Raw genomic sequence first — 18,398 nt, forward strand, 5'->3', positions numbered from 1 at the left:
CTTAGGCCGTGAGCTTCTTGCGGCCGTCGCGGCGGCGCTTGTTGATGATCGCGCGACCGTCCTTGGTGGCCATACGGGCACGGAAACCGTGACGGCGGGCACGCACGAGCTGGGACGGCTGGTATGTACGCTTCATGACATCAAACCGCGCCGGGCACGGTTCCTCTAGTTTGGCTCTGCACAAGCAGGAATTTCAGACACAAGGGAAGCGTTGCACGCCCCATGTGCGGGTTGGTGGGGTCTATAGGGAAAACTCATCCCCAAGTCAACGCGCCCGCACCCACTTCCTTGCGCGCCATCCCCCGTTGTTTTCGCGACAGTATCACCGCATAAGTCGCCAGCAAGCATTCCATCTGGCCGTTGGCGGTATGGCAGACACTCTCAAACCTGACCTTTGCGTCATTGGCGCCGGCGCACTCGGCATCGGCCTGGCCATCCGGGCCCGCCAGCGCGGCCTCGATGTGGTTCTGGTGCGCCGCTCCAGCGAGGAGGCTGGCGACACAGCCGCGGGCAGCCTGCGCCGCGCCGCCTTTGCCGCCAGCGCCGAGCGCGCCCAGGCCATCCGCACCGCCGGCCAGCTCGGCCTCGACAATGCCGAGCCCAAGCCCAGTTTCCGCACCATAGGCGAACGCGCCGCGGCCATTGCCGACGCCGCCAGCCCCCGCGACGCCGATGAGCGCCTCGCCGGGCTGGGCATTACCGTCCTCGCAGGGGCCGCCGCCTTTACCGACCGCCAGACCCTGCGCTGCGGCGAGACCGCCGTCCGCGCCCGCCACTTCGCGCTGGCCACTGGTGCAAAGCCCGTGATTCCCGCGCTGCCCGGTCTCGACCAGGTAGCCTATTTCACCCCCGACAGCATTGCCGACAATATCCGCAAGCTCAGCCATCTCATCGTCATCGGCGGCACGCCGGCGGCTCTGCAACTGGCCCAGGCCTATCGGCGGCTGGGCTCCGCCGTGACGCTGGTGCCGCAGGGCGGCCTGTTGCCGGGCTTTGACAGCGAGCTGGTCGCCATCCTGCTGCGCGAACTGCGCGAGGAGGGTGTCGTCATTCTCGACACGGCGGAAGTAAGCGCCATCCAGCCGCGCAGCCAAGGCACCGGCATCATGCTGGCCGGGGCGGGCGACGAGAGCCTCGACGTCTCCCATATCCTGGTCGCCATGGGCCGCGTGCCTGATCTCGATCCCGGCCTGCTCGACCCGGCCAGGCTCCGCCGCGACCGCCCGCGTCCCGATCGCCTGCTGCTCGGCCCCAACGGGCAGACTTCGAACTCCCGTATCAGCGCCATTGGCGGCGCCGCCGGGGAAGCCGAACCCCATATCGGCGTTCGGCAGGCCGCTCTCTTCGTCGATCGCCTGCTCGGACAAGGCAAGGGCCAGCTCGACCCGCTCCACGTGCCGCGCCTGGTGCAGACCCAGCCGGCGCTGGCGCAGGTCGGCCTGCTCGATTCGGATCGGGACCTGCGACTCGGCCAGACCGTGTTGCGCGCCAACCTTGCCGAAAATGACACGGCCCTTGCCACTGGCCTCGCCCGGGGCGTGGTCAAGCTGGTTGTCGACGGCCATGGCACCATCCTGGGCGCGGGCGCGGTGGGGCCGGGGGGCGGCGAAACCATCGCCATCCTGGCGCTGGCCATGGCCCGCGGCCTCAATCTTGCCGAACTGGACCGGCTCGCGCTGCCCGAGCCGAGCCTTCTGGCGACGCTGGCCGGTCTGGCCGACCAGTTCATCGCCCTTCACCCCCCGCGCAGCTGGGCGCAGCGCCTGCCCATGCTCGCGCGATTGCGGCCGTGAAGGCCGCGCCGGGGGCTTACGCAACCGGTGGCTTTGCCTATAATGAATTGACATGACAGCCGAACGCAGCGTCCTGCCCAGCCGGTTCTCCGGCCTCTCGATCAAGCTCATCGCCACCATCATCGCGGTGATACTTCTGGTCGAGATCGTGGTCTATCTGCCCTCCCTCGCCAATTTCCGCGCCAGCTGGATCGACGACCGCCTGCGCGTCGGCGTCGTGGCGGCCCGCGTGCTCGATGCCGTGCCCGACGTCATGGCGCTGCCCCGCAACCTGACCGACCGCCTGCTGACCTCGGCGGGCGCCTATGCCATCGTCTATCGCCGCGAGGGCCAGAGCCAGCTGATCGAGCTGGCCAATCCGGTCACCCCCGATGTCGTCGTCACGGCCGACATGCGCCAGCGCGATCTGATGTCGCTGATCATGGGTGCCATGGATACCCTGTTTGCCGGCCCCGGCCGCACCCTGCGCATCGTGGGGGAAGGCGATCTCGACGAGAGCCTTGTCGAGCTGCTGATGTCCGAGCGCCCGCTGCGACAGGACATGCTGGCCTATTCCCGCCAGATCGGCGTCGTCTCGCTGGCCATTGCCGCCATTACCGCAGTCGCGCTCTATCTCCTGGCCAGCTATCTCTTCATCTATCCCGTCCGCCGCCTGACCCAGAATATCCTCGCCTTCCGCCAGGCGCCGGAAAATGCCAGCCTCGTCATCGTCCCCTCGGCGCGGCGCGACGAGATCGGCATTGTCGAGCGCGAACTGGCGGCGATGGAATCGGACCTCTTCTCCATGCTGCGCCAGCGCCGCCACCTGGCCGATCTGGGTCTGGCCGTCGCCAAGATCAATCATGACCTGCGCAACACGCTGACCTCGGCGCAGCTGCTTTCCGACCAGGTGGCGACGCTGGACGATCCCAAGGTGCAGCGCCTGGCGCCGCGCCTTGTCACGACGCTGGACAAGGCCATCGGCTTTGCCCAGTCCGTGCTCGATTATGGCCGCGAGACCGCCGCGCTGCCGGTGCTGGCGCCGGTGTCGATGCGGGCGCTGCTCGAGGATGCGGCCTTCGAGGCGCGCCTGGTCGGCCATCCCAGCATTGTCTTTGCCGATCAGGTTTCCGAGACGCTGGTGCTCAATGTCGACGCCGCCCAGATGGGGCGGGTATTTCTCAACCTGCTCAAGAATGCCCGCGAGGCGCTGGAAGCGGCCCCGGCCATTGCCGCGCCACAGGTCTCGGTCAGCATGAGCGAGGAGGGTGAGAGCATCATCCTCTCTGTCGCCGACAACGGCCCCGGTCTGCCGCCCCGCGCGCGTGACAACCTCTTTGTCGCCTTCGAGGGATCGGCCCGAGCCGGCGGCACGGGCCTGGGCCTCGCCATCGCCCGCGAAATCACCGAAGCCCATGGCGGCCGGCTGGTGCTGGCCGACCAGCCGGCCGGTACCCGTTTCGACCTCATTCTCCCCGCCAGTCTGCGCATCCGCGCCTAGCCGGTGCGCATTGACGAAAAACTGTCACCTGCGCGCTTGCCAAGCCCGGATCGCCCATGTATGGGTTGCCCCGCTTCAGGCCGAAGAGCACTTGTGCCTCCGCCTGAACCGCCGATCACTCGGCAGTGCGCGCCCTTAGCTCAGCTGGATAGAGCACCAGACTACGAATCTGGGGGTCAGGAGTTCGAATCTCTTAGGGCGCGCCATTTCTCCAGTTCTTGCCTCTCGGCATCCGATGCGGGGCCATTGTGGTCACGCTGCTAGTCCATTTCGGCTATGCGCTTCGCCGCGGCCTTGTGCCCGCCGGTATCCTGCCGCCGCGCAGGCAGCCATCCGATAGGCCTGGCTTTCAGCTTAGGCGTGAGATAAATTTCATCGTCACAAATTTCTTGCAGATCTGTTGACTCTCCGTCTTTGCCCTGCTTCTATCCAACTATTGCGAGAAAATTCGCAATGTGAAATTTCTTGCGTACCGGGACATGAACCGCAGGGTCGGCCCGGGCGCGGAGGGATAGAGGAGGAGACGTATGAAGACCATCGGATTGACCGGTGCCGCAGCCACGGTGCTGATGAGCCTTGCTCTGATGCCCGGCGGCGCCGTCGCGCAGGAGGGGTTCAAATGCGCGCCGGGCGAGACCTATATCATGAATGTCATGGTGTCGGCGCATCCCTATTGGGTGCCCGTCTACCAGGGCTTCAAGCAGGCGGCCGAGGCCATGGGCTGCGAGACCGTATTCTCGGGCACGCCGGACTATGACATCACCAAGCAGATCGCCTCGTTCGAGCAGGACCTGGTGAAGAGCCCGGCCGGTGTTCTGCTGCATCCCATGCAGTCGGACCCCTTCATCGAGCCGATCAACCGGGCCATCGACAGCGGCGTCTCGGTCACCACCTTTGCCGCCGACAGCCCCAATTCCAGGCGCACCGCCTACATCACCTCGGATAATCTGGCCGAGGCCAAGTTCGCTGCCGAGGAAATCGTCGCCCAGGTCGGCGACGCGGCCGAATATGCCGTGCTGGAAAATCCGGGCCAGTCCAACCACGACCTGCGCGTCACCGCGCTGATCGACTATATGGAAGCCAACTATCCCAATATGAAGCTGGTCGGCCGCCAGGCCACCAACCAGGACAGCAACGCGGCCTATCGCGCGACGGCATCCATCCTGCAGGCCAATCCCGAACTGGCCGCCTTGTGGATCCCCGAAGCCGGTTCGGCCGAGGGCGCCGTCACGGCGGTGCTCGAAGCCAATGCCGATGTGCTGATCATGCATGCCGACGTGACGCCGACCACGCTCGAACATATCCGGGCCGGCAATATCCACATGGCGCTCAATCCCAATCAGGGCGTGCAGGGTTTCATGGGCTTCATGGTCACCTTCATGGGCGCCCATCCCGAACTGTTCGACCCGTTCAATGACTACAAGGTCTCGGGCTACAACCCGATGCAGGTGCCCTTCGTCGATAACGGCTTTGCCGTCATCACCAAGGACAATGCCGACTCCTTTGACCTCAATGTCTACATGGAAGGCCGCGATCCCACCTGATCCCGGCTGCACCCAGCCGCGTCGCCTCCGGGCGGCGCGGTTCCCACCTCCAATAGAACAAGGTCAGCGGACATGTCGGCGGACGCGGCACAGCACCCCATTCTCAGGATCACCGGCCTCAGCAAGTCCTTCGGCCCGATCCGGGCCCTGCGCGGAGTCGAGTTCGAACTGCGCCGCGGCGAGATCCACGCCCTGGCCGGGGAGAACGGCGCCGGCAAGTCGACGCTGATGAATGTCATCGACGGCATCCTCGCGCCCGATAGCGGCACGATCGAGCTCGATGGCCAGCCGGTCTCCATCAAGTCTCCCGCCATGGCGCAGAAGCTGGGCATCGGCTTCGTGCACCAGGAGATTGCCCTGTGCCCCGATGTCACCGTGGCCGAGAATATCTTCATGGCCACCACCAATTCCAGCCGCGCGCCGCTGATGAACTATGCCGCGCTGCAGGCCAGGGCTGCCGATATCCTGCGCCGCCTCGGCGATATCGATCCGGCCGCCCTGGTCCGCACCCTGTCGATTTCCCAGCAGCAGCTGGTCGAGATCGCCAAGGCAATGACCCTCGATTGCCGGGTGCTGATCCTCGATGAACCCACCGCCGCGCTCACCGAGCGCGAGGCCAAGGTCCTGTTCGAAATCATGCACAAGCTCGCCGCGCAGGGCATTTCGATCATCTACATCACCCACCGCATGGCCGAGATCTTTGCCAATTGCGACCGGGTGACGGTATTCCGCGACGGGCAATACATCACGACCATGGACGTAGCCGAAACCTCGCCGGACGCCGTGGTCAGCGCCATGGTCGGGCGCGTGATCGATGAACTCTATCCGGCCAAGCAGCGCCTGGAAGATCGCTCCGACGAAATCATCCTCGATGTGCGGGGCCTGACTGAGGCCAGCCGCTTCCGCGACATTTCCTTTGCACTGCGCAAGGGGGAGATCGTGGGCTTGGCTGGGTTGATCGGGGCCGGCCGCAGCGAGATCGTCAAGGGCATCTGCCGCCTCGAGGGCGAAGTCACCGGCGCGGTGAGCCTGATGGGACGCCCGCTGGCGTTGCGCCACTATGGCGACAGTATTGCCGAGGGGCTGGTCTATCTCTCCGAGGATCGCAAGGGCGATGGCCTCTTCCTCGACATGTCCATCGCCTCCAATGTGTCCGCCCTGCGGTTGCGGCAGGTCGCCGGCGCCGCCGGCATCATCGATGACGGGCGCGAAGCTGCCCAGGCCCAGCGGCTGGGAGCCCGGCTCAACCTCAAATATGGCAGTATCGGCCAGCCGGTCTCCGCCCTTTCGGGTGGCAACCAGCAGAAGGTGGCAATCGCCAAGCTGCTCTCGGTCGATCCCAAGGTGATCTTTCTCGATGAGCCGACCCGCGGCGTCGATGTCGGCGCCAAGGCCGAAATCCACCGCATCATCCGCGACCTCGCCAACAGGGGCGTCGGCGTGGTCGTCATTTCCTCCGAGCTCCCCGAGCTCATCGGGGTCTGCGACCGGGTGCTTGTTATCCGCGAGGGGCGAATAGCCGGCGAAGTGGCCGGGGACGACATGACCGAGGACCGGATCATCTATCTGGCCTCCGTCGGCAACGAACAGCAGCAGGTGGCATGATGATGGAAAGACCCCTGGCAGCCGCAGCGCTGTCGTCCCAGACCGGGCAGCGCGGCAGCGCCGGACCGCTGAGCGTCGCCGGCAAGGCCCTGCGCATGCGCGAGACCGGGCTGATCCTGATCATCCTGGCCTTGTTCATCGCCATGTCCTTCGCCTCGCCCTATTTCCTGACCTGGACCAATATGCGGGCCATGGCCATGGCCTTTGCCGTCGAAGGCATCGTCGTGGTGGGCATGACCATCCTGCTGATTTCGGGCGGCATCGACCTGTCGGTCGGCTCGGTCACGGCGCTGGCCATGGTGATCGCGGGCCTGCTGTTTCTCAACGGCATGGACCCCTGGCTGGCTTCAGCCATCGCCATTGCCGCCTGCACGGCGATCGGCGCCATCATGGGCTTCTTCGTCACCAGGGTGGGGCTGCACCATTTCATCGTCTCGCTGGCCGTGATGGTGATCGCGCGCGGCCTGTGCCTGCTGGGCACCGGCGGACGGCCGCTGGGCCTCTATGAACTGCCCGAGAGCTTCAAGTTCATCGGCCAGGGCTCGATCGGCGTCATCCCCATCGTCTTGGTGATCTTCGTCGTCGTCGTGGTCGCCTTTGACTTCATGCTGCGGCGCACCACCCTGTTCCGCAAGGTGTTCTATACCGGCTCCAACCCCAAGGCGGCGGCTTATTCGGGCATCCAGACCAGGCAGGTGGTCTTTGCCACCACCACCTTGTGCTCGGCGCTCTGCGGCATTGCCGGCATCATCTACATGGCCCGCTTCGGCTCGGCCCAGCCGACCTTCGGCATGGGCATGGAGCTCAATGTCATAGCCGCGGCGGTGATCGGCGGGGCAAGCCTGTCGGGCGGCACGGGCACGATCTTCGGCGCCATCCTCGGCACCATCCTGCTGTCTGTCGTCTCCAGCTCGCTCGCCTTGCTCGATGTCTCGGTCTACTGGCAGGACATCATCCGCGGCTCGATCCTGCTCACCGCCGTCACCATCGACCATTACCTCAACAAGAGACGCGGCTAGAGTCGGGCAACCGGAACAGCTGTGGGTAGTATCATGACCGACAAAAAAGAAGACTTCGAAGCCATTCGCCAGATCTATACCGTGCTGGTGCTGCATTTCATGGACGGGCTGACCCAGCAGGCCATTGCCAGCCAGCTCAACCTGTCGACCTCCAAGGTCAACCGGCTGATCACCCAGGGCCGCAAGCTCGGCATGGTGCGGATCGATATCGAAAGCCCGTTCCAGCGCCTGGTCGAACTCGAGCAGCGCCTGATGGATATCGCGCGGCTGGTCAGTGCCGTGGTGACCCCCACCGTGCCGGGCAGCGCCGAATCCACCCTGCAGCAGGTGGGGCGCGCCGCCGCCAACCAGCTGCTCGAAACCCTGCGCGACGGCGACGTCATCGCCATCACCGGCGGCAAGGCGGTCAGCGCCATCGTCGACAACCTGCAGCCCGAACGCGCCTTCGACGTCACCGTCGTGCCGCTCACTGGCGGCGTGCAGGGCAAGTTCTATACCGACGTCAATCACCTGGCCACGCAACTGGCCGACCGGCTTGGCGGCAAGACCATGCTGGTCCATGCGCCACTCTTTGCCGAGAGCCGCGAGCAGCGCGATATGCTGATGGACATGGCCTCGATCCGCGACGTGTTCGACCTGGCCCGCCAGGCCTCCGTCGCGCTGGTGGGCATCGGCTCCATCCGCACGCCCGGCTCGAGCTATTATGACCTCCATCCCATCTCGGCCGCCGACCGCGATGCGCTGTTCAAGGAGGGCGTCAGCGGCGAGATGATGGCCCACCTCATCCATGCCGATGGCAGCGTCGCCGATTTCGAGCTCAATTCGCGGCTGGTGGCGCTCGATCCGGCCGAACTGCTGCGCTGCCCGCAGGTTATCGGGGTCGCCGCCGGCACCGAGAAGGTGCTGCCCATCCAGGCCGCCCTCAATGGCCGCTTCCTCAAATCCCTTGTCATCGACGAGGTCACCGCCGCGGCGGTGCTGACCGCCATGGAAAGCAAGCAGCATGTCGCCTGAGGTTCTGACGCGCCACATCGGCCGCTCCGGCATAAGGGCCTCGGCCGTCGGGCTGGGCACCTGGGCCATCGGCGGCTGGATGTGGGGCGGCACCGACGAGGCCGCCTCCATCCGGGCCATCGAGGCCTCGATCGATGCCGGCATCTCTCTCATCGATACCGCCCCCGCCTATGGCCTTGGCCGCAGCGAGGAACTGGTGGGCCGCGCCATTGCCGGCAAGCGCGACAAGGTGGTGATCGCCACCAAATGCGGCCTCAACTGGCAGAGCGGCAAGGGCAATCGCTTCTTTGAGGAGGATGGCACGCCGGTCCATCGCTATCTCGGCGCCGACGGCATTGCCCTCGAGGTCGAGCAGAGCCTCAAGCGCCTCGGCACCGACCATATCGACCTCTACATCACCCATTGGCAGGATCCGACCACCCCCATCGCCGAAACGATGGATGCGCTGCTGCGCCTCAAGCAGCAGGGCAAGATCCGCGCCATCGGCGCCAGCAATGTCACCCCCGATGACCTGGCCGCCTACCTCGCCGCCGGTCCGCTCGACGCCATCCAGGAGCGCTATTCCATGCTCGACCGGGGCATCGAGCAAACGCTGCTACCCCTGACCCAACCCGCCGGTGTTTCGACGCTGAGCTACTCGTCGCTGGCGCTCGGCCTGCTGACGGGCAAGGTCTCCGCCACCCGCAAATTCGAGGGCGACGACCAGCGCGCCGCCGATCCGAGATTCTCGCAAGAGAACCGCCAGCATGCTGCCAGCTTTGCCGCGGCAATCTTGCCGCTTGCTGACCGGTATCAGGCCAGTGTCGCCCAGCTGGTGATCGCCTGGACGCTGGCCCAGCCGGGCATCACCTTCGCCCTCTGCGGCGCCCGCGACCCCGCCCAGGCGCTCGACAATGCCCGCGCCGCCTGCCTCCGCCTCGACGCCGCCGACCTTGCCCGGATCGACGCCGCCCGCGCCACCCATCTCGCCGCCATTCCATGATCCGCCAGGCCATCATAGACCAGATCAAGGCCCGGCCCGAGCCCGACGTGCTGGTCATTGGCGGCGGAATCAACGGCATTTCGGTGTTCCGCGAACTGGCGCTCAATGGCGTCAATGTCGTGCTGGCCGACAAGGCCGACTACTGCTCGGGCGCCAGCGGCGCGCTGTCGCGCATGGTGCATGGCGGCCTGCGCTACCTCGAAAACGGCGAGTTCAAGCTGGTGCGCGAAAGCCTGCTCGAGCGCGACCTCTTGCTGGCCAACGCGCCGCACTACGTCCGCCCCTTGCCCACCACGGTGCCGATTTTCGGCGTGTTTTCCGGCCTGACCAGCGGCGCCCTGCGCTTCCTGCGGCTCTCCCGCCGGCAGGGTCGGCGCGGCGCCGTGCTGATCAAGCTGGGCCTGTCGCTCTATGATCTCTTCACCGCCGGCCGCCGGGCATTGCCGCCGCACGCCTTTCACGGCCGCGCCAGGACCCGGACGCTGTTTCCCGACCTGAATCCCGGCGCCCGGGCCTCGGCGACCTACTACGATGCCTGGGTCAGCCGCCCCGAACGGCTGGCACTCGAAATGCTCTCCGAGGGGGTCGCGGCCGGCGGACTGGCGCTCAATCATATGTCGGTGGCCTCGAATGGCTCAGGGCTGTTGCTGCGCGACGGCATTGGCGGCAGCGAGATTTCGGTTCGGCCAAGCCTCGTCATCAATGCCACTGGTGGCTGGATCGACCTCACCAATGCTGCCATCGGCACGGATGCCCCACGTCTGATCGGCGGGACGATGGGCTCGCACCTCATCGTCGACAATGCCGCGCTCTACCGGGCGCTGGATGGGCAGATGATCTACTACGAGAACGAGGACGGGCGCATCTGCATCGCCTTTCCCTATCTTGGCAAGGTGCTGGTCGGCTCCACTGACATGCGCATCGACGATCCCGACGCGGCCATCGCCAGTCCGTCCGAGCAGGACTATATCCTCGCCTCGCTCGCCCAGATATTTCCCGGCATTGTCATAGCGCCGGGGGACATCGTCTTCCGCTTTGCCGGCGTGCGCCCGCTCCCGGCCAGCGCTGCGGCGGTGACCGGGCGCATTCCGCGCGACCATTTCTGCGAGATGATCGAAGGTAAGCCGCCGGTGCTCTGCATGATCGGTGGCAAGTGGACCACCTTCCGCTCCTTCGGCGCCCTGGCTGCCGACACGGCCATGGAGCGGCTGGATGTCGCCCGCACCATCGACACGGCAGCGCTGCCCATCGGCGGCGGCCGCGACTATCCGACGGACCCGGCGCGCTGGATTGCCGATCTTGCCGCGGGCACCGGCCTGCCGAAACCGCGCATTGCCGTGCTGCTGGAGCGCTATGGCACCAGTGCCGCTGACCTGGCTGAAGGCTTCGGCCCCGACGCGGATATTGCGGGCCATTCGGCGGCTGAACTCAGCCATCTCATTGCCCATGAACAGGTCGAAACGCTGGCCGACCTGCTGATCCGCCGCACCACCATTGCCATTACCGGCGCACTGTCGCTGGCGGTCATCACCCGTTGCCTCGATCTGCTCTCGGGGGCCAGGGGCTGGACGAGCGAGCGCACGAATGCCGAGAGGCAGGCCTTCCTCGATCTGCTGGCCAGCCGCCACGGGCTCAGCGCCGAAACCCTTTCCCGCCGTGACCAGAGGACAACTGCATGAGCCAGAAATTCCGCTTCAACCGCCTCTTTGGCCAGGGCAAGTGCCTCGACGTCGCCATCGATCACGGTGTTTGCAACGAGCCGAGTTTTCTCGATGGGCTGGAAGACATGCCCGGCGTGGTTGATGCCCTGGTCGAGGCCCGGCCAGATGCCATCCAGATGAACTTCGGCCAGGCCGACCTGTTGCAGTCGCGACCCGGCAAGGACAAGCCCGCCCTGGTCATGCGCATCGACATGGGCAATCCCTATAACCGCCAGCGTCACCGCTCCATGTGGGCTGTGCTGCAGAACGAGGCCGATCCGCTGATCGGGGCGTTGCAGATGGATGCTGCCTGCGTCGTGGTGAACCTCTTCATGCTGCCCGACGAGCCGGACCTGTTCCGGCAATGCGTCAGCAACATCGCCCGTGTGCGGGCCGATTGCGACCGCTATGGCATGCCGCTGATGATCGAGCCGCTGGTCATGCTGCCCAATTCCGACCGTGGCGGCTACATGGTCGATGGCGATGCCGAGAAGATCGTGACGCTTACCCGGCTCGCCCGCGAAATGGGCGCCGATATCGTCAAGGCCGACCCCACGACCGATCCGGGGGACTTCCACCGGGTCGTCGAGGCCGCGCGCTGCCCGGTGCTGGTGCGCGGCGGGGGCAAGGAGGACCTGCGTGCCGTGTTCGACAAGTCGGCGGCGCTGATGGGGCAGGGCGCCATGGGCATGGTCTATGGCCGCAACATCTACCAGCACGCCAATCCCGGCGCCGTGGTGCGGGGCCTGATGGCACTGATCCACGACGGCGCCAGCGGCGCCGATGCCTGGTCCATCTACGAGCGAGGATAGGATATGCCCGATTATCTGCTGGGCCTGGATGCGGGCAATACCGTCATCAAGGCCGCCCTGTTCGATGCTGCCGATGGACGCGAACTGGCCGTCGTGGCGCAGGATGGCCATGCGAGCCAGCCCGCACCCGGCCATGTCGAACGCGACCTGGATGAACTCTGGGCCAACGCCGTCACCGTGATTTCGGCCTGCATCGCCAAGGCCGGCATCGATGCTGCCCATATCCGCGCCATCGGATGCGCCGGGCATGGCAATGGGCTTTACGCGCTGGACCGTGCCGGCCAGCCGCTCATCGGCATCCAGTCGCTCGATACGCGAGCCGTGGACCTCGTCGGCGAATGGGCGGCAGCGAACCTGGGCGCCCGCACCTATCCAATCTGCCGCCAGGGTCCATGGTCGGCCCAGACGCCGACGCTGCTCGCCTGGGTCAAGCGGCACCGTCCTGACCTCTATAACCAGATCGGCACTGTGCTGCTCTGCAAGGATTTCGTTGTCGGGAAATTGACTGGCGCGCGGGTCAGCGAGACCACCGACATGTCCGGCTGCGGCCTGATCTCGGTTCCGGGCCGCCACTATGACGCCGATCTGATGGCGCTTTACGGTCTGGCCGACGCTATGCCCATGCTGCCCGAACTGCTCGAAAGCGCCGACATTGCCGGGCATGTCACCCCCGAAGTGGCGGCTGCGACCGGGCTCGTGGCCGGAACGCCCGTCATCGCCGGACTGTTCGACGTGGTTGCAAGTGCCTTGGGCTCGGGCGTCGCGGCAACCGGTCAGGCATCTATCATTGCCGGCAGCTGGAGCATCAACCAGGTGGTGCTGGACCAGCCGATCGACCAGCCCCCGGTCTTCATGCAATCGAGTTTCGACCGGACCCGCTGGCTGGCGATTGAATCGAGCGCCACCTCGGCGGCCAATCTCGAATGGCTCGTGCATCAGTTCATGGGTGACGCGCCGGGGGATCGCTTTGGCCTCGCCAGCGATCTGGTCGCCTCTGTCGATGCCTCTGAGGATATGCCGATCTACCATCCGTTCCTCTATGGTGCGCAACAGGATGGGCGGGCGCGAGCCGGCTTCTACGGCATCGGCGGCTGGCACGGCCGGGCGCACATGCTGCGTGCTCTCTTCGAAGGCGTAGTGTTCGAGCATGCCCGCCATCTCGACGTGCTGCGGCAGGCCGGGGCCGAGATTTCCTCGGCGACCCTTTCGGGCGGCGGATCGCGCAGCTCGGTCTGGCCGCAGATCTTTGCCGATGTGCTGGAAGTGCCGGTCAACGTGTCGCGCAGTCGCGAAACCGGGGCGCTGGGCGCAGCCATCGCGGCAGGAACCGGCGTCGGGCTGTTCGCCGATTATGCTTCAGGCACGCGGGCCATGACGGCACCGGCGCGCCACTACGTCCCGCAATCACATGCCAGTCCGCACTATGCCGCGCGCCGGCAAACCTATACCGAACTGGTACGGGCCATGACGCCCGTCTGGGCAAAACTGGGCCAGCCATGACTGCTGACGACGGCCAATATGACTTCATCATCGTCGGCGCCGGCTCGGCCGGTTGCGTGCTGGCCAATCGGCTGAGCCAGGACCCCAGGCACAGCGTGCTGCTGCTCGAGGCGGGCGGCAGCGACCGCTACCACTGGGTCGATATCCCGATCGGCTATCTCTATTGCATGGGCAATCCGCGCACCGACTGGATGATGAAGACCGAGCCGGAGCCCGGGCTCAACGGCCGCGCCTTGCCCTATCCGCGTGGCAAGGTGCTGGGTGGATGCTCCTCGATCAACGGCATGATCTATATGCGCGGCCAGGCCGCCGACTATGATGGCTGGCGCCAGCAGGGCAATGTCGGCTGGGGCTGGGATGATGTCCTGCCATTCTTCCTCAAGTCCGAGGATCACCATGCCGGACCGTCAAAGGGTCATCATGCCGGCGGCGAGTGGAGGGTGGAAAAACAGCGCCTCTCCTGGCCGATTCTCGATGCCTTCCAGGCCGCCGCCGAAGAACTGGGCATTCCGCGCGTCGCCGATTTCAATGGCGGCGACAATTTCGGCTCGGGCTATTTCGAGGTCAACCAGCGCGGTGGGGTGCGCTGGAACACCTCCAAGGCCTTCCTTCGCCCCGCCCTGGGCCGCCCCAACCTGCGCGTGCTGACAGGAGCGGAGGCCGAAAGCCTGATGCTCGAGGGCAGCAAGGTCACCGGGGTCGTCTTCCAGCAGGGTGGCCAGCGCCGGACTGCCCGCGCCGGTCGCGAAGTGATCCTGGCCGCCGGGGCCGTCAATTCCCCCAAGCTGCTCGAACTCTCCGGCATCGGCCGCCCCGACCTATTGGGTTCACTGGGCATCCCCGTTCGGCATCAGCTTGATGGCGTGGGCGAGAACCTGCAGGACCACCTGCAGATCCGCACCGTGTTCAAGGTGCGCAATGCCCGCACGCTCAACACGCGCTACCATAACCTTATGACGCGCGCCGGCATGGGGCTCGAATATGCGCTGCGACGCAGCGGTCCGCTCTCCATGGCGCCCAGCCAGCTTGGCATCTTTGCCCGGTCCGATCCGCGCATGGCCACGCCCGACCTCGAATATCACGTCCAGCCGCTCTCCACCGACCGCCTGGGCGAACCGCTGCACAGGTTCGACGCCGTGACGGTCTCGGTCTGCAACCTGCGCCCGGAGAGCCGCGGCACCATCCATCTGGCGACGCCGGACCCAAGCGCGGCCCCCTTGATCCGGCCCAACTACCTCTCGACCGACGCGGACCGGCACGTTGCAGCCAATTCCATCCGCCACGCGCGCAGCCTGATGCGGACCAAGGCCATCGCCCGCTATGAACCCGAGGAAATGCTGCCCGGACCACAATTTGCCAGCGATGCGGAACTGGCGGCCAAGGCCGGCGATATCGCCACCACGATTTTCCATCCGGTGGGCACCTGCAAGATGGGATCGGATTCCATGGCGGTGGTGGACAGCCAGTTGCGCGTACATGGGCTTGCCGGCATCCGGATCGTGGACGCGTCCATCATGCCCACCATCGTTTCCGGCAACACCAATTCGCCGGTCATCATGATTGCCGAGCGCGCCGCCGACTTTATTCGCCGAGGCCGCTAGCCGCTGCCCGGCAGATTTGCCGGTTACCTTGCGCTTTCAAGCTTTCCCCGATCATGGCATCTTTGGATGCGGCATCACGCGGGGAGGACGCATGGAGAACAGGCATCGTATCTTCTCGGTCAGCGTGGCGAGCGTCTATCCACACTATGTGGCCAAGGCGGAGAAGAAGGGGCGCACCAGGGCCGAGGTCGACGAGATCATCCGTTGGCTGACCGGTCACAGCCAGGAGACGCTGGACCAGGAACTGGCCAAACAGACCAGTTTCGAGGACTTCTTCGCCGAGGCGCCTGGCATGAATCCATCCCGATCATTGATCACGGGTGTGGTCTGCGGCGTGCGCGTGCAGGACCTTGAAGACGGCACGATGCGCGAAATCCGCTATCTCGACAAACTGGTGGACGAGCTGGCCAAGGGCAAGGCGATGGACAAGATCCTGCGCAAGGCGCCGGCCTGACGGGAAAGCCAGGCCGCTGGCCTGGCTATGGGCTGATGCGATTGCCGTCCGCGCCAAAAAGGTGGACGTGGCCCGGGTCGAAACCGAGCGACACGGTCGAGCCTACCTTGAGCGTTTCCTGCCCGGGGAGCACCGCGGTAATCTCGCTGGCATTGTCGAGACGAACACGCACGACCGTTTCGTTGCCAAGCTGCTCGACCAGCTGAACGATTCCCTTGACCGGGCCTGCAGCATCCAGCGCGAATTCGTGGGGTCGGATGCCCAGGGTGACGGCACCGCCCCTGGCGAGGGTGCCGGGGGCTTTGGGAAGCCGGAAGGACACGCCATCGGCAACGACCTGCAGCTGGTTGTCGACCATGTCGAATTGCCCCGTCAGCAGGTTCATCTTGGGCGAGCCGATGAAGCCGGCGACGAACAGGTTGGCAGGCGCATTGTAGAGTTCGAGCGGGGAGCCCACCTGCTGCACGATGCCACCATTGAGCACCACGATCTTGTCGGCCAGCGTCATGGCTTCGACCTGGTCGTGGGTGACGTAGATCATGGTGGCATCGAGGTCGTGATGGAGGCGCGCCAGTTCCATGCGCATGTCGACGCGCAGGGCGGCATCGAGGTTGGACAGCGGCTCATCGAACAGGAACACATCCGGCTGGCGCACGATGGCGCGGCCGATGGCGACACGCTGGCGCTGCCCGCCGGACAGCTGGGCCGGCTTGCGCCCGAGCAGATGCTCCATCTGCAGCACCTTTGCCGCTTCGCGGATCTTGCGGTCGCGCACATCCTTGGGCGTGTTGGCCAGTTTGAGGCCAAAGCCCACATTGTCGTAGACGCTCATATGCGGATAGAGCGCGTAGGACTGGAAAACCATGGCGACGCCACGGTCGCGCGGCTCCACATCGTTGACCACCCGATCGCCGATGCGGACTTCGCCGCCGGTTATGTCCTCGAGCCCCGCGATCATGCGCAGCAGCGTCGATTTTCCGCAGCCGGAAGGACCGACGAAAACCACGAACTCGCCGTGCTGGATGTCAAGGTCGACGCCCTTGATGACGGGGACATCGCCATAATTCTTGTAGACGGATCGGAGGGTAAGCCCTGCCATGGAAAGTCTCCGGGTTAGCCCTTGACCGCGCCCTGCATCAGGGCGGCGACGAACTGGCGCTGGAAGATGAGAAAGAGCACGACGGTTGGCGTGAGGATGAGCAGCGAGCCGGCGCAGAGCAGCGGAATATCGGTGCCCCACTGGCCCTGGAAGGCGCCCAGAGCACCCGCCATTGTGCGCTGCATCGGGTCCTGCACCAGCACGACCGGCAGCAGGAACTGGTTCCAGGTCCACAGGAAGAGCAGGATGGTCAGCGACATGATGGCCGGACGCGCCAGCGGCACCTGCACCAGCAGGAATTCCTTCCAGCGCGTCGCGCCGTCGAGCTGGGCAGCCTCGGTGAGGTCATGCGGCACATTGAGGAAATGCGCGCGCATCCAGTAGACGCCAAAGGGCATGTAGAGCCCGATCAGCGGCAGGATGATTGCAAAGCGCGTATTGAGCAGCCCCAGCGCCCGGACCTCGTAGTAGAGCGGCGTAATGACGGCCTCGAAGGGCAGCGTCAGGCCGAAGACGAAGACCAGGTAGAGCCACTTGTATTTCTTGGTCGTCAGCTTGGCGAGGCCATAGCCGGCCATGGTGGCGATCAGCACCGCGACGGGCACCACGCCCAGCACGATAAGCGTGCTGGACAGCAGCAGCTGATCCATCTTGGCGACTTCGAAGGCCCGGGCAAAATTGCCCCATTGCGGATCGGCCGGCCATTGCAGGCCATTGGGATAGGTGCCCTGCGGCGCCAAAGCCGCCGAGAACATGCTGAGAAACGGCAGCAGCGTGACGAGCATCAGGACGATGATCAGGCCGCGGGCGACCAGTGTGTTGGGAGCGGGAGTGTTCATTTCTTGTCCCGCGTGAACCACTGGACCGGGGCGATGGAAATCAGCACGAGAACCATGAGGACGATGGCGAGCGCCGAGGCCAGCCCCACCTGTCGATGCGCAAAGGCCAGGCGATAGATTTCAAGGCCCGGCACGGTCGTGGTGATGCCGGGGCCGCCCTGGGTCGAGATATAGACGATGTCAAAGCTCGCCAGCGCCGCGATGACGGTCACGGTGATGCAGACGCCGATCTCCTGGCGCAGGCCGGGCAGGGTGATGTAGCGGAATTCATGCCAGGGCCGCGCACCGTCGAGGCGGGCCGCCTCATAGAGGCTGGCATCGATCTTGGTGATGCCGGTGACCAGCAGCATGGTGCAAAGACCCAGCAGCACCCAGGCGCCGATGACGCCGACGGCCGGCAGCGCCCAGACGAAATCGCCCAGCCAGCCGCGCGCCCAGCTCGAAAGGCCGATGGTCTTGAGCGTCTGGTTGACGAGACCGGTGGAGGCAAACATCCAGCTCCATGCGATGCCGGCGGCCACCAGCGGAATGACCTGGGGCAGGAACAGCACCGTGCGGGTGACCGTGCCGAAGCGGCCGGCCATCTGCCCGCGAATGGCCGAGGCAACGGCGAGGCCCAGACCGACGGGGATGATGGTGAAATACAGCACAAGCTGGAACGCATTGCCGATGATCTGCAGCAGATCGCTGTCGGTCAGGACGGTGATGTAATTGGTCAGGCCGTGAAAGCGGGCCTCGCCAATGCCGTCCCAGCGCAGGAAGGAATAGTAAAAGCTCATGGCCAGCGGCACGAGCACGAAGGCGGCGTAGGCGATTGCCGCCGGCGCAATGAACAGCACGGCTGTCATGGTGGCCTTGCGGCTCCCCCGCGATGGGGGGAGCCGCTTGGTCTGGTCAGGAGCGCCCGGAACGGACGTCACGGTTTCAGTCATGGTTCATTCCGGCCTGTCTTCGCT

General features: G+C 65.5%; 16 protein-coding genes and 1 tRNA gene. 13 read left to right on the forward strand and 4 right to left on the reverse strand.

The window, feature by feature from the left end; genetic code table 11:
- Position 1 precedes the first annotated feature (1 nt).
- Positions 2-136: a 50S ribosomal protein L34 gene (gene rpmH, locus ACLI1C_RS03305; protein ID WP_046136922.1), complete on the reverse strand. Its 135-nt coding sequence runs from the start codon at positions 134-136 to the stop codon at positions 2-4.
- 232 nt (positions 137-368) lie between these two features.
- On the opposite strand from rpmH, the gene ACLI1C_RS03310 reads away from it, so the two are divergent.
- The 13 genes from ACLI1C_RS03310 to ACLI1C_RS03370 all read left to right on the forward strand — a co-directional run bounded on the left by ACLI1C_RS03310 (position 369) and on the right by ACLI1C_RS03370 (position 15,504).
- Complete coding sequence (locus tag ACLI1C_RS03310; protein WP_411395432.1) at positions 369-1,793, forward strand: FAD-dependent oxidoreductase; 1,425 nt, start codon at positions 369-371, stop codon at positions 1,791-1,793.
- Between the two features lie 52 nt (positions 1,794-1,845).
- Positions 1,846-3,273 carry an ATP-binding protein gene (locus tag ACLI1C_RS03315; RefSeq protein WP_411395433.1) on the forward strand — a complete coding sequence of 476 codons (1,428 nt, stop codon included), beginning with the start codon at positions 1,846-1,848 and terminating at the stop codon, positions 3,271-3,273.
- 129 nt (positions 3,274-3,402) lie between these two features.
- Positions 3,403-3,479 (forward strand) — tRNA-Arg (locus ACLI1C_RS03320).
- A gap of 363 nt (positions 3,480-3,842) precedes the next feature.
- Positions 3,843-4,817, forward strand: a complete 975-nt coding sequence (locus ACLI1C_RS03325; RefSeq protein ID WP_411398200.1) for a substrate-binding domain-containing protein — start codon at positions 3,843-3,845, stop codon at positions 4,815-4,817.
- A gap of 72 nt (positions 4,818-4,889) precedes the next feature.
- Complete coding sequence (locus ACLI1C_RS03330) at positions 4,890-6,422, forward strand: sugar ABC transporter ATP-binding protein (RefSeq protein ID WP_411395434.1); 1,533 nt, start codon at positions 4,890-4,892, stop codon at positions 6,420-6,422.
- Between the two features lie 95 nt (positions 6,423-6,517).
- Positions 6,518-7,441, forward strand: coding sequence for an ABC transporter permease (locus tag ACLI1C_RS03335; RefSeq protein ID WP_411398202.1), 924 nt, complete (start codon positions 6,518-6,520; stop codon positions 7,439-7,441).
- A 33-nt stretch (positions 7,442-7,474) separates the two neighbouring features.
- Positions 7,475-8,455 (forward strand): sugar-binding transcriptional regulator, encoded by a 981-nt coding sequence (locus ACLI1C_RS03340; protein ID WP_411395435.1) that lies wholly within the window; start codon positions 7,475-7,477, stop codon positions 8,453-8,455.
- Positions 8,445-9,437 carry an aldo/keto reductase gene (locus tag ACLI1C_RS03345; RefSeq protein WP_411395436.1) on the forward strand — a complete coding sequence of 331 codons (993 nt, stop codon included), beginning with the start codon at positions 8,445-8,447 and terminating at the stop codon, positions 9,435-9,437. The genes ACLI1C_RS03340 and ACLI1C_RS03345 overlap by 11 nt, the downstream gene beginning before the upstream one ends.
- Positions 9,434-11,116 (forward strand): glycerol-3-phosphate dehydrogenase/oxidase, encoded by a 1,683-nt coding sequence (locus tag ACLI1C_RS03350; protein ID WP_411395437.1) that lies wholly within the window; start codon positions 9,434-9,436, stop codon positions 11,114-11,116. Before ACLI1C_RS03345 ends, ACLI1C_RS03350 begins: the two co-directional genes overlap by 4 nt.
- Positions 11,113-11,949, forward strand: a complete 837-nt coding sequence (locus ACLI1C_RS03355) for a class I fructose-bisphosphate aldolase (protein ID WP_411395438.1) — start codon at positions 11,113-11,115, stop codon at positions 11,947-11,949. Before ACLI1C_RS03350 ends, ACLI1C_RS03355 begins: the two co-directional genes overlap by 4 nt.
- Before the next feature lie 3 nt (positions 11,950-11,952).
- Entirely contained in the window at positions 11,953-13,449 is a 1,497-nt protein-coding gene (locus ACLI1C_RS03360; RefSeq protein ID WP_411395439.1) for an FGGY-family carbohydrate kinase, read from the forward strand.
- Positions 13,446-15,050, forward strand: coding sequence for a GMC family oxidoreductase (locus ACLI1C_RS03365; protein WP_411395440.1), 1,605 nt, complete (start codon positions 13,446-13,448; stop codon positions 15,048-15,050). The genes ACLI1C_RS03360 and ACLI1C_RS03365 overlap by 4 nt, the downstream gene beginning before the upstream one ends.
- Positions 15,051-15,141: 91 nt before the next feature.
- Positions 15,142-15,504: a DUF2200 domain-containing protein gene (locus ACLI1C_RS03370; protein ID WP_411395441.1), complete on the forward strand. Its 363-nt coding sequence runs from the start codon at positions 15,142-15,144 to the stop codon at positions 15,502-15,504.
- Positions 15,505-15,529: 25 nt separating this feature from the next.
- Here ACLI1C_RS03370 and ACLI1C_RS03375 read toward each other — a convergent pair whose 3' ends face one another.
- From ACLI1C_RS03375 to ACLI1C_RS03385, 3 genes are read right to left on the reverse strand one after another with little or no spacing between them, the layout of a single operon-like run.
- Positions 15,530-16,603: an ABC transporter ATP-binding protein gene (locus ACLI1C_RS03375; protein WP_411395442.1), complete on the reverse strand. Its 1,074-nt coding sequence runs from the start codon at positions 16,601-16,603 to the stop codon at positions 15,530-15,532.
- A gap of 14 nt (positions 16,604-16,617) precedes the next feature.
- The gene (locus tag ACLI1C_RS03380; RefSeq protein WP_411395443.1) at positions 16,618-17,442 is read right to left on the reverse strand and encodes a carbohydrate ABC transporter permease; all 825 of its coding nucleotides are present in this window, start codon (positions 17,440-17,442) and stop codon (positions 16,618-16,620) included.
- Positions 17,439-18,374 carry a carbohydrate ABC transporter permease gene (locus ACLI1C_RS03385; protein ID WP_411395444.1) on the reverse strand — a complete coding sequence of 312 codons (936 nt, stop codon included), beginning with the start codon at positions 18,372-18,374 and terminating at the stop codon, positions 17,439-17,441. The genes ACLI1C_RS03380 and ACLI1C_RS03385 overlap by 4 nt, the downstream gene beginning before the upstream one ends.
- Between the last annotated feature and the right edge of the window lie 24 nt (positions 18,375-18,398).

The organism is Devosia sp. XGJD_8 (assembly GCF_046614475.1).
Lineage (GTDB): Bacteria > Pseudomonadota > Alphaproteobacteria > Rhizobiales > Devosiaceae > Devosia.

Coding starts and splice junctions, on each gene's coding strand:
- ACLI1C_RS03370 (WP_411395441.1), top strand. CDS start 15,142: ATGGAGAACAGGCATCGTATCTTCTCGGTCAGCGTGGCGAGCGTCTAT.
- ACLI1C_RS03385 (WP_411395444.1), bottom strand. CDS start 18,374: ATGACTGAAACCGTGACGTCCGTTCCGGGCGCTCCTGACCAGACCAAG.
- ACLI1C_RS03315 (WP_411395433.1), top strand. CDS start 1,846: ATGACAGCCGAACGCAGCGTCCTGCCCAGCCGGTTCTCCGGCCTCTCG.
- rpmH (WP_046136922.1), bottom strand. CDS start 136: ATGAAGCGTACATACCAGCCGTCCCAGCTCGTGCGTGCCCGCCGTCAC.
- ACLI1C_RS03350 (WP_411395437.1), top strand. CDS start 9,434: ATGATCCGCCAGGCCATCATAGACCAGATCAAGGCCCGGCCCGAGCCC.
- ACLI1C_RS03360 (WP_411395439.1), top strand. CDS start 11,953: ATGCCCGATTATCTGCTGGGCCTGGATGCGGGCAATACCGTCATCAAG.
- ACLI1C_RS03325 (WP_411398200.1), top strand. CDS start 3,843: ATGAGCCTTGCTCTGATGCCCGGCGGCGCCGTCGCGCAGGAGGGGTTC.
- ACLI1C_RS03380 (WP_411395443.1), bottom strand. CDS start 17,442: ATGAACACTCCCGCTCCCAACACACTGGTCGCCCGCGGCCTGATCATC.
- ACLI1C_RS03355 (WP_411395438.1), top strand. CDS start 11,113: ATGAGCCAGAAATTCCGCTTCAACCGCCTCTTTGGCCAGGGCAAGTGC.
- ACLI1C_RS03365 (WP_411395440.1), top strand. CDS start 13,446: ATGACTGCTGACGACGGCCAATATGACTTCATCATCGTCGGCGCCGGC.
- ACLI1C_RS03340 (WP_411395435.1), top strand. CDS start 7,475: ATGACCGACAAAAAAGAAGACTTCGAAGCCATTCGCCAGATCTATACC.
- ACLI1C_RS03330 (WP_411395434.1), top strand. CDS start 4,890: ATGTCGGCGGACGCGGCACAGCACCCCATTCTCAGGATCACCGGCCTC.
- ACLI1C_RS03345 (WP_411395436.1), top strand. CDS start 8,445: ATGTCGCCTGAGGTTCTGACGCGCCACATCGGCCGCTCCGGCATAAGG.
- ACLI1C_RS03335 (WP_411398202.1), top strand. CDS start 6,518: ATGCGCGAGACCGGGCTGATCCTGATCATCCTGGCCTTGTTCATCGCC.
- ACLI1C_RS03310 (WP_411395432.1), top strand. CDS start 369: ATGGCAGACACTCTCAAACCTGACCTTTGCGTCATTGGCGCCGGCGCA.
- ACLI1C_RS03375 (WP_411395442.1), bottom strand. CDS start 16,603: ATGGCAGGGCTTACCCTCCGATCCGTCTACAAGAATTATGGCGATGTC.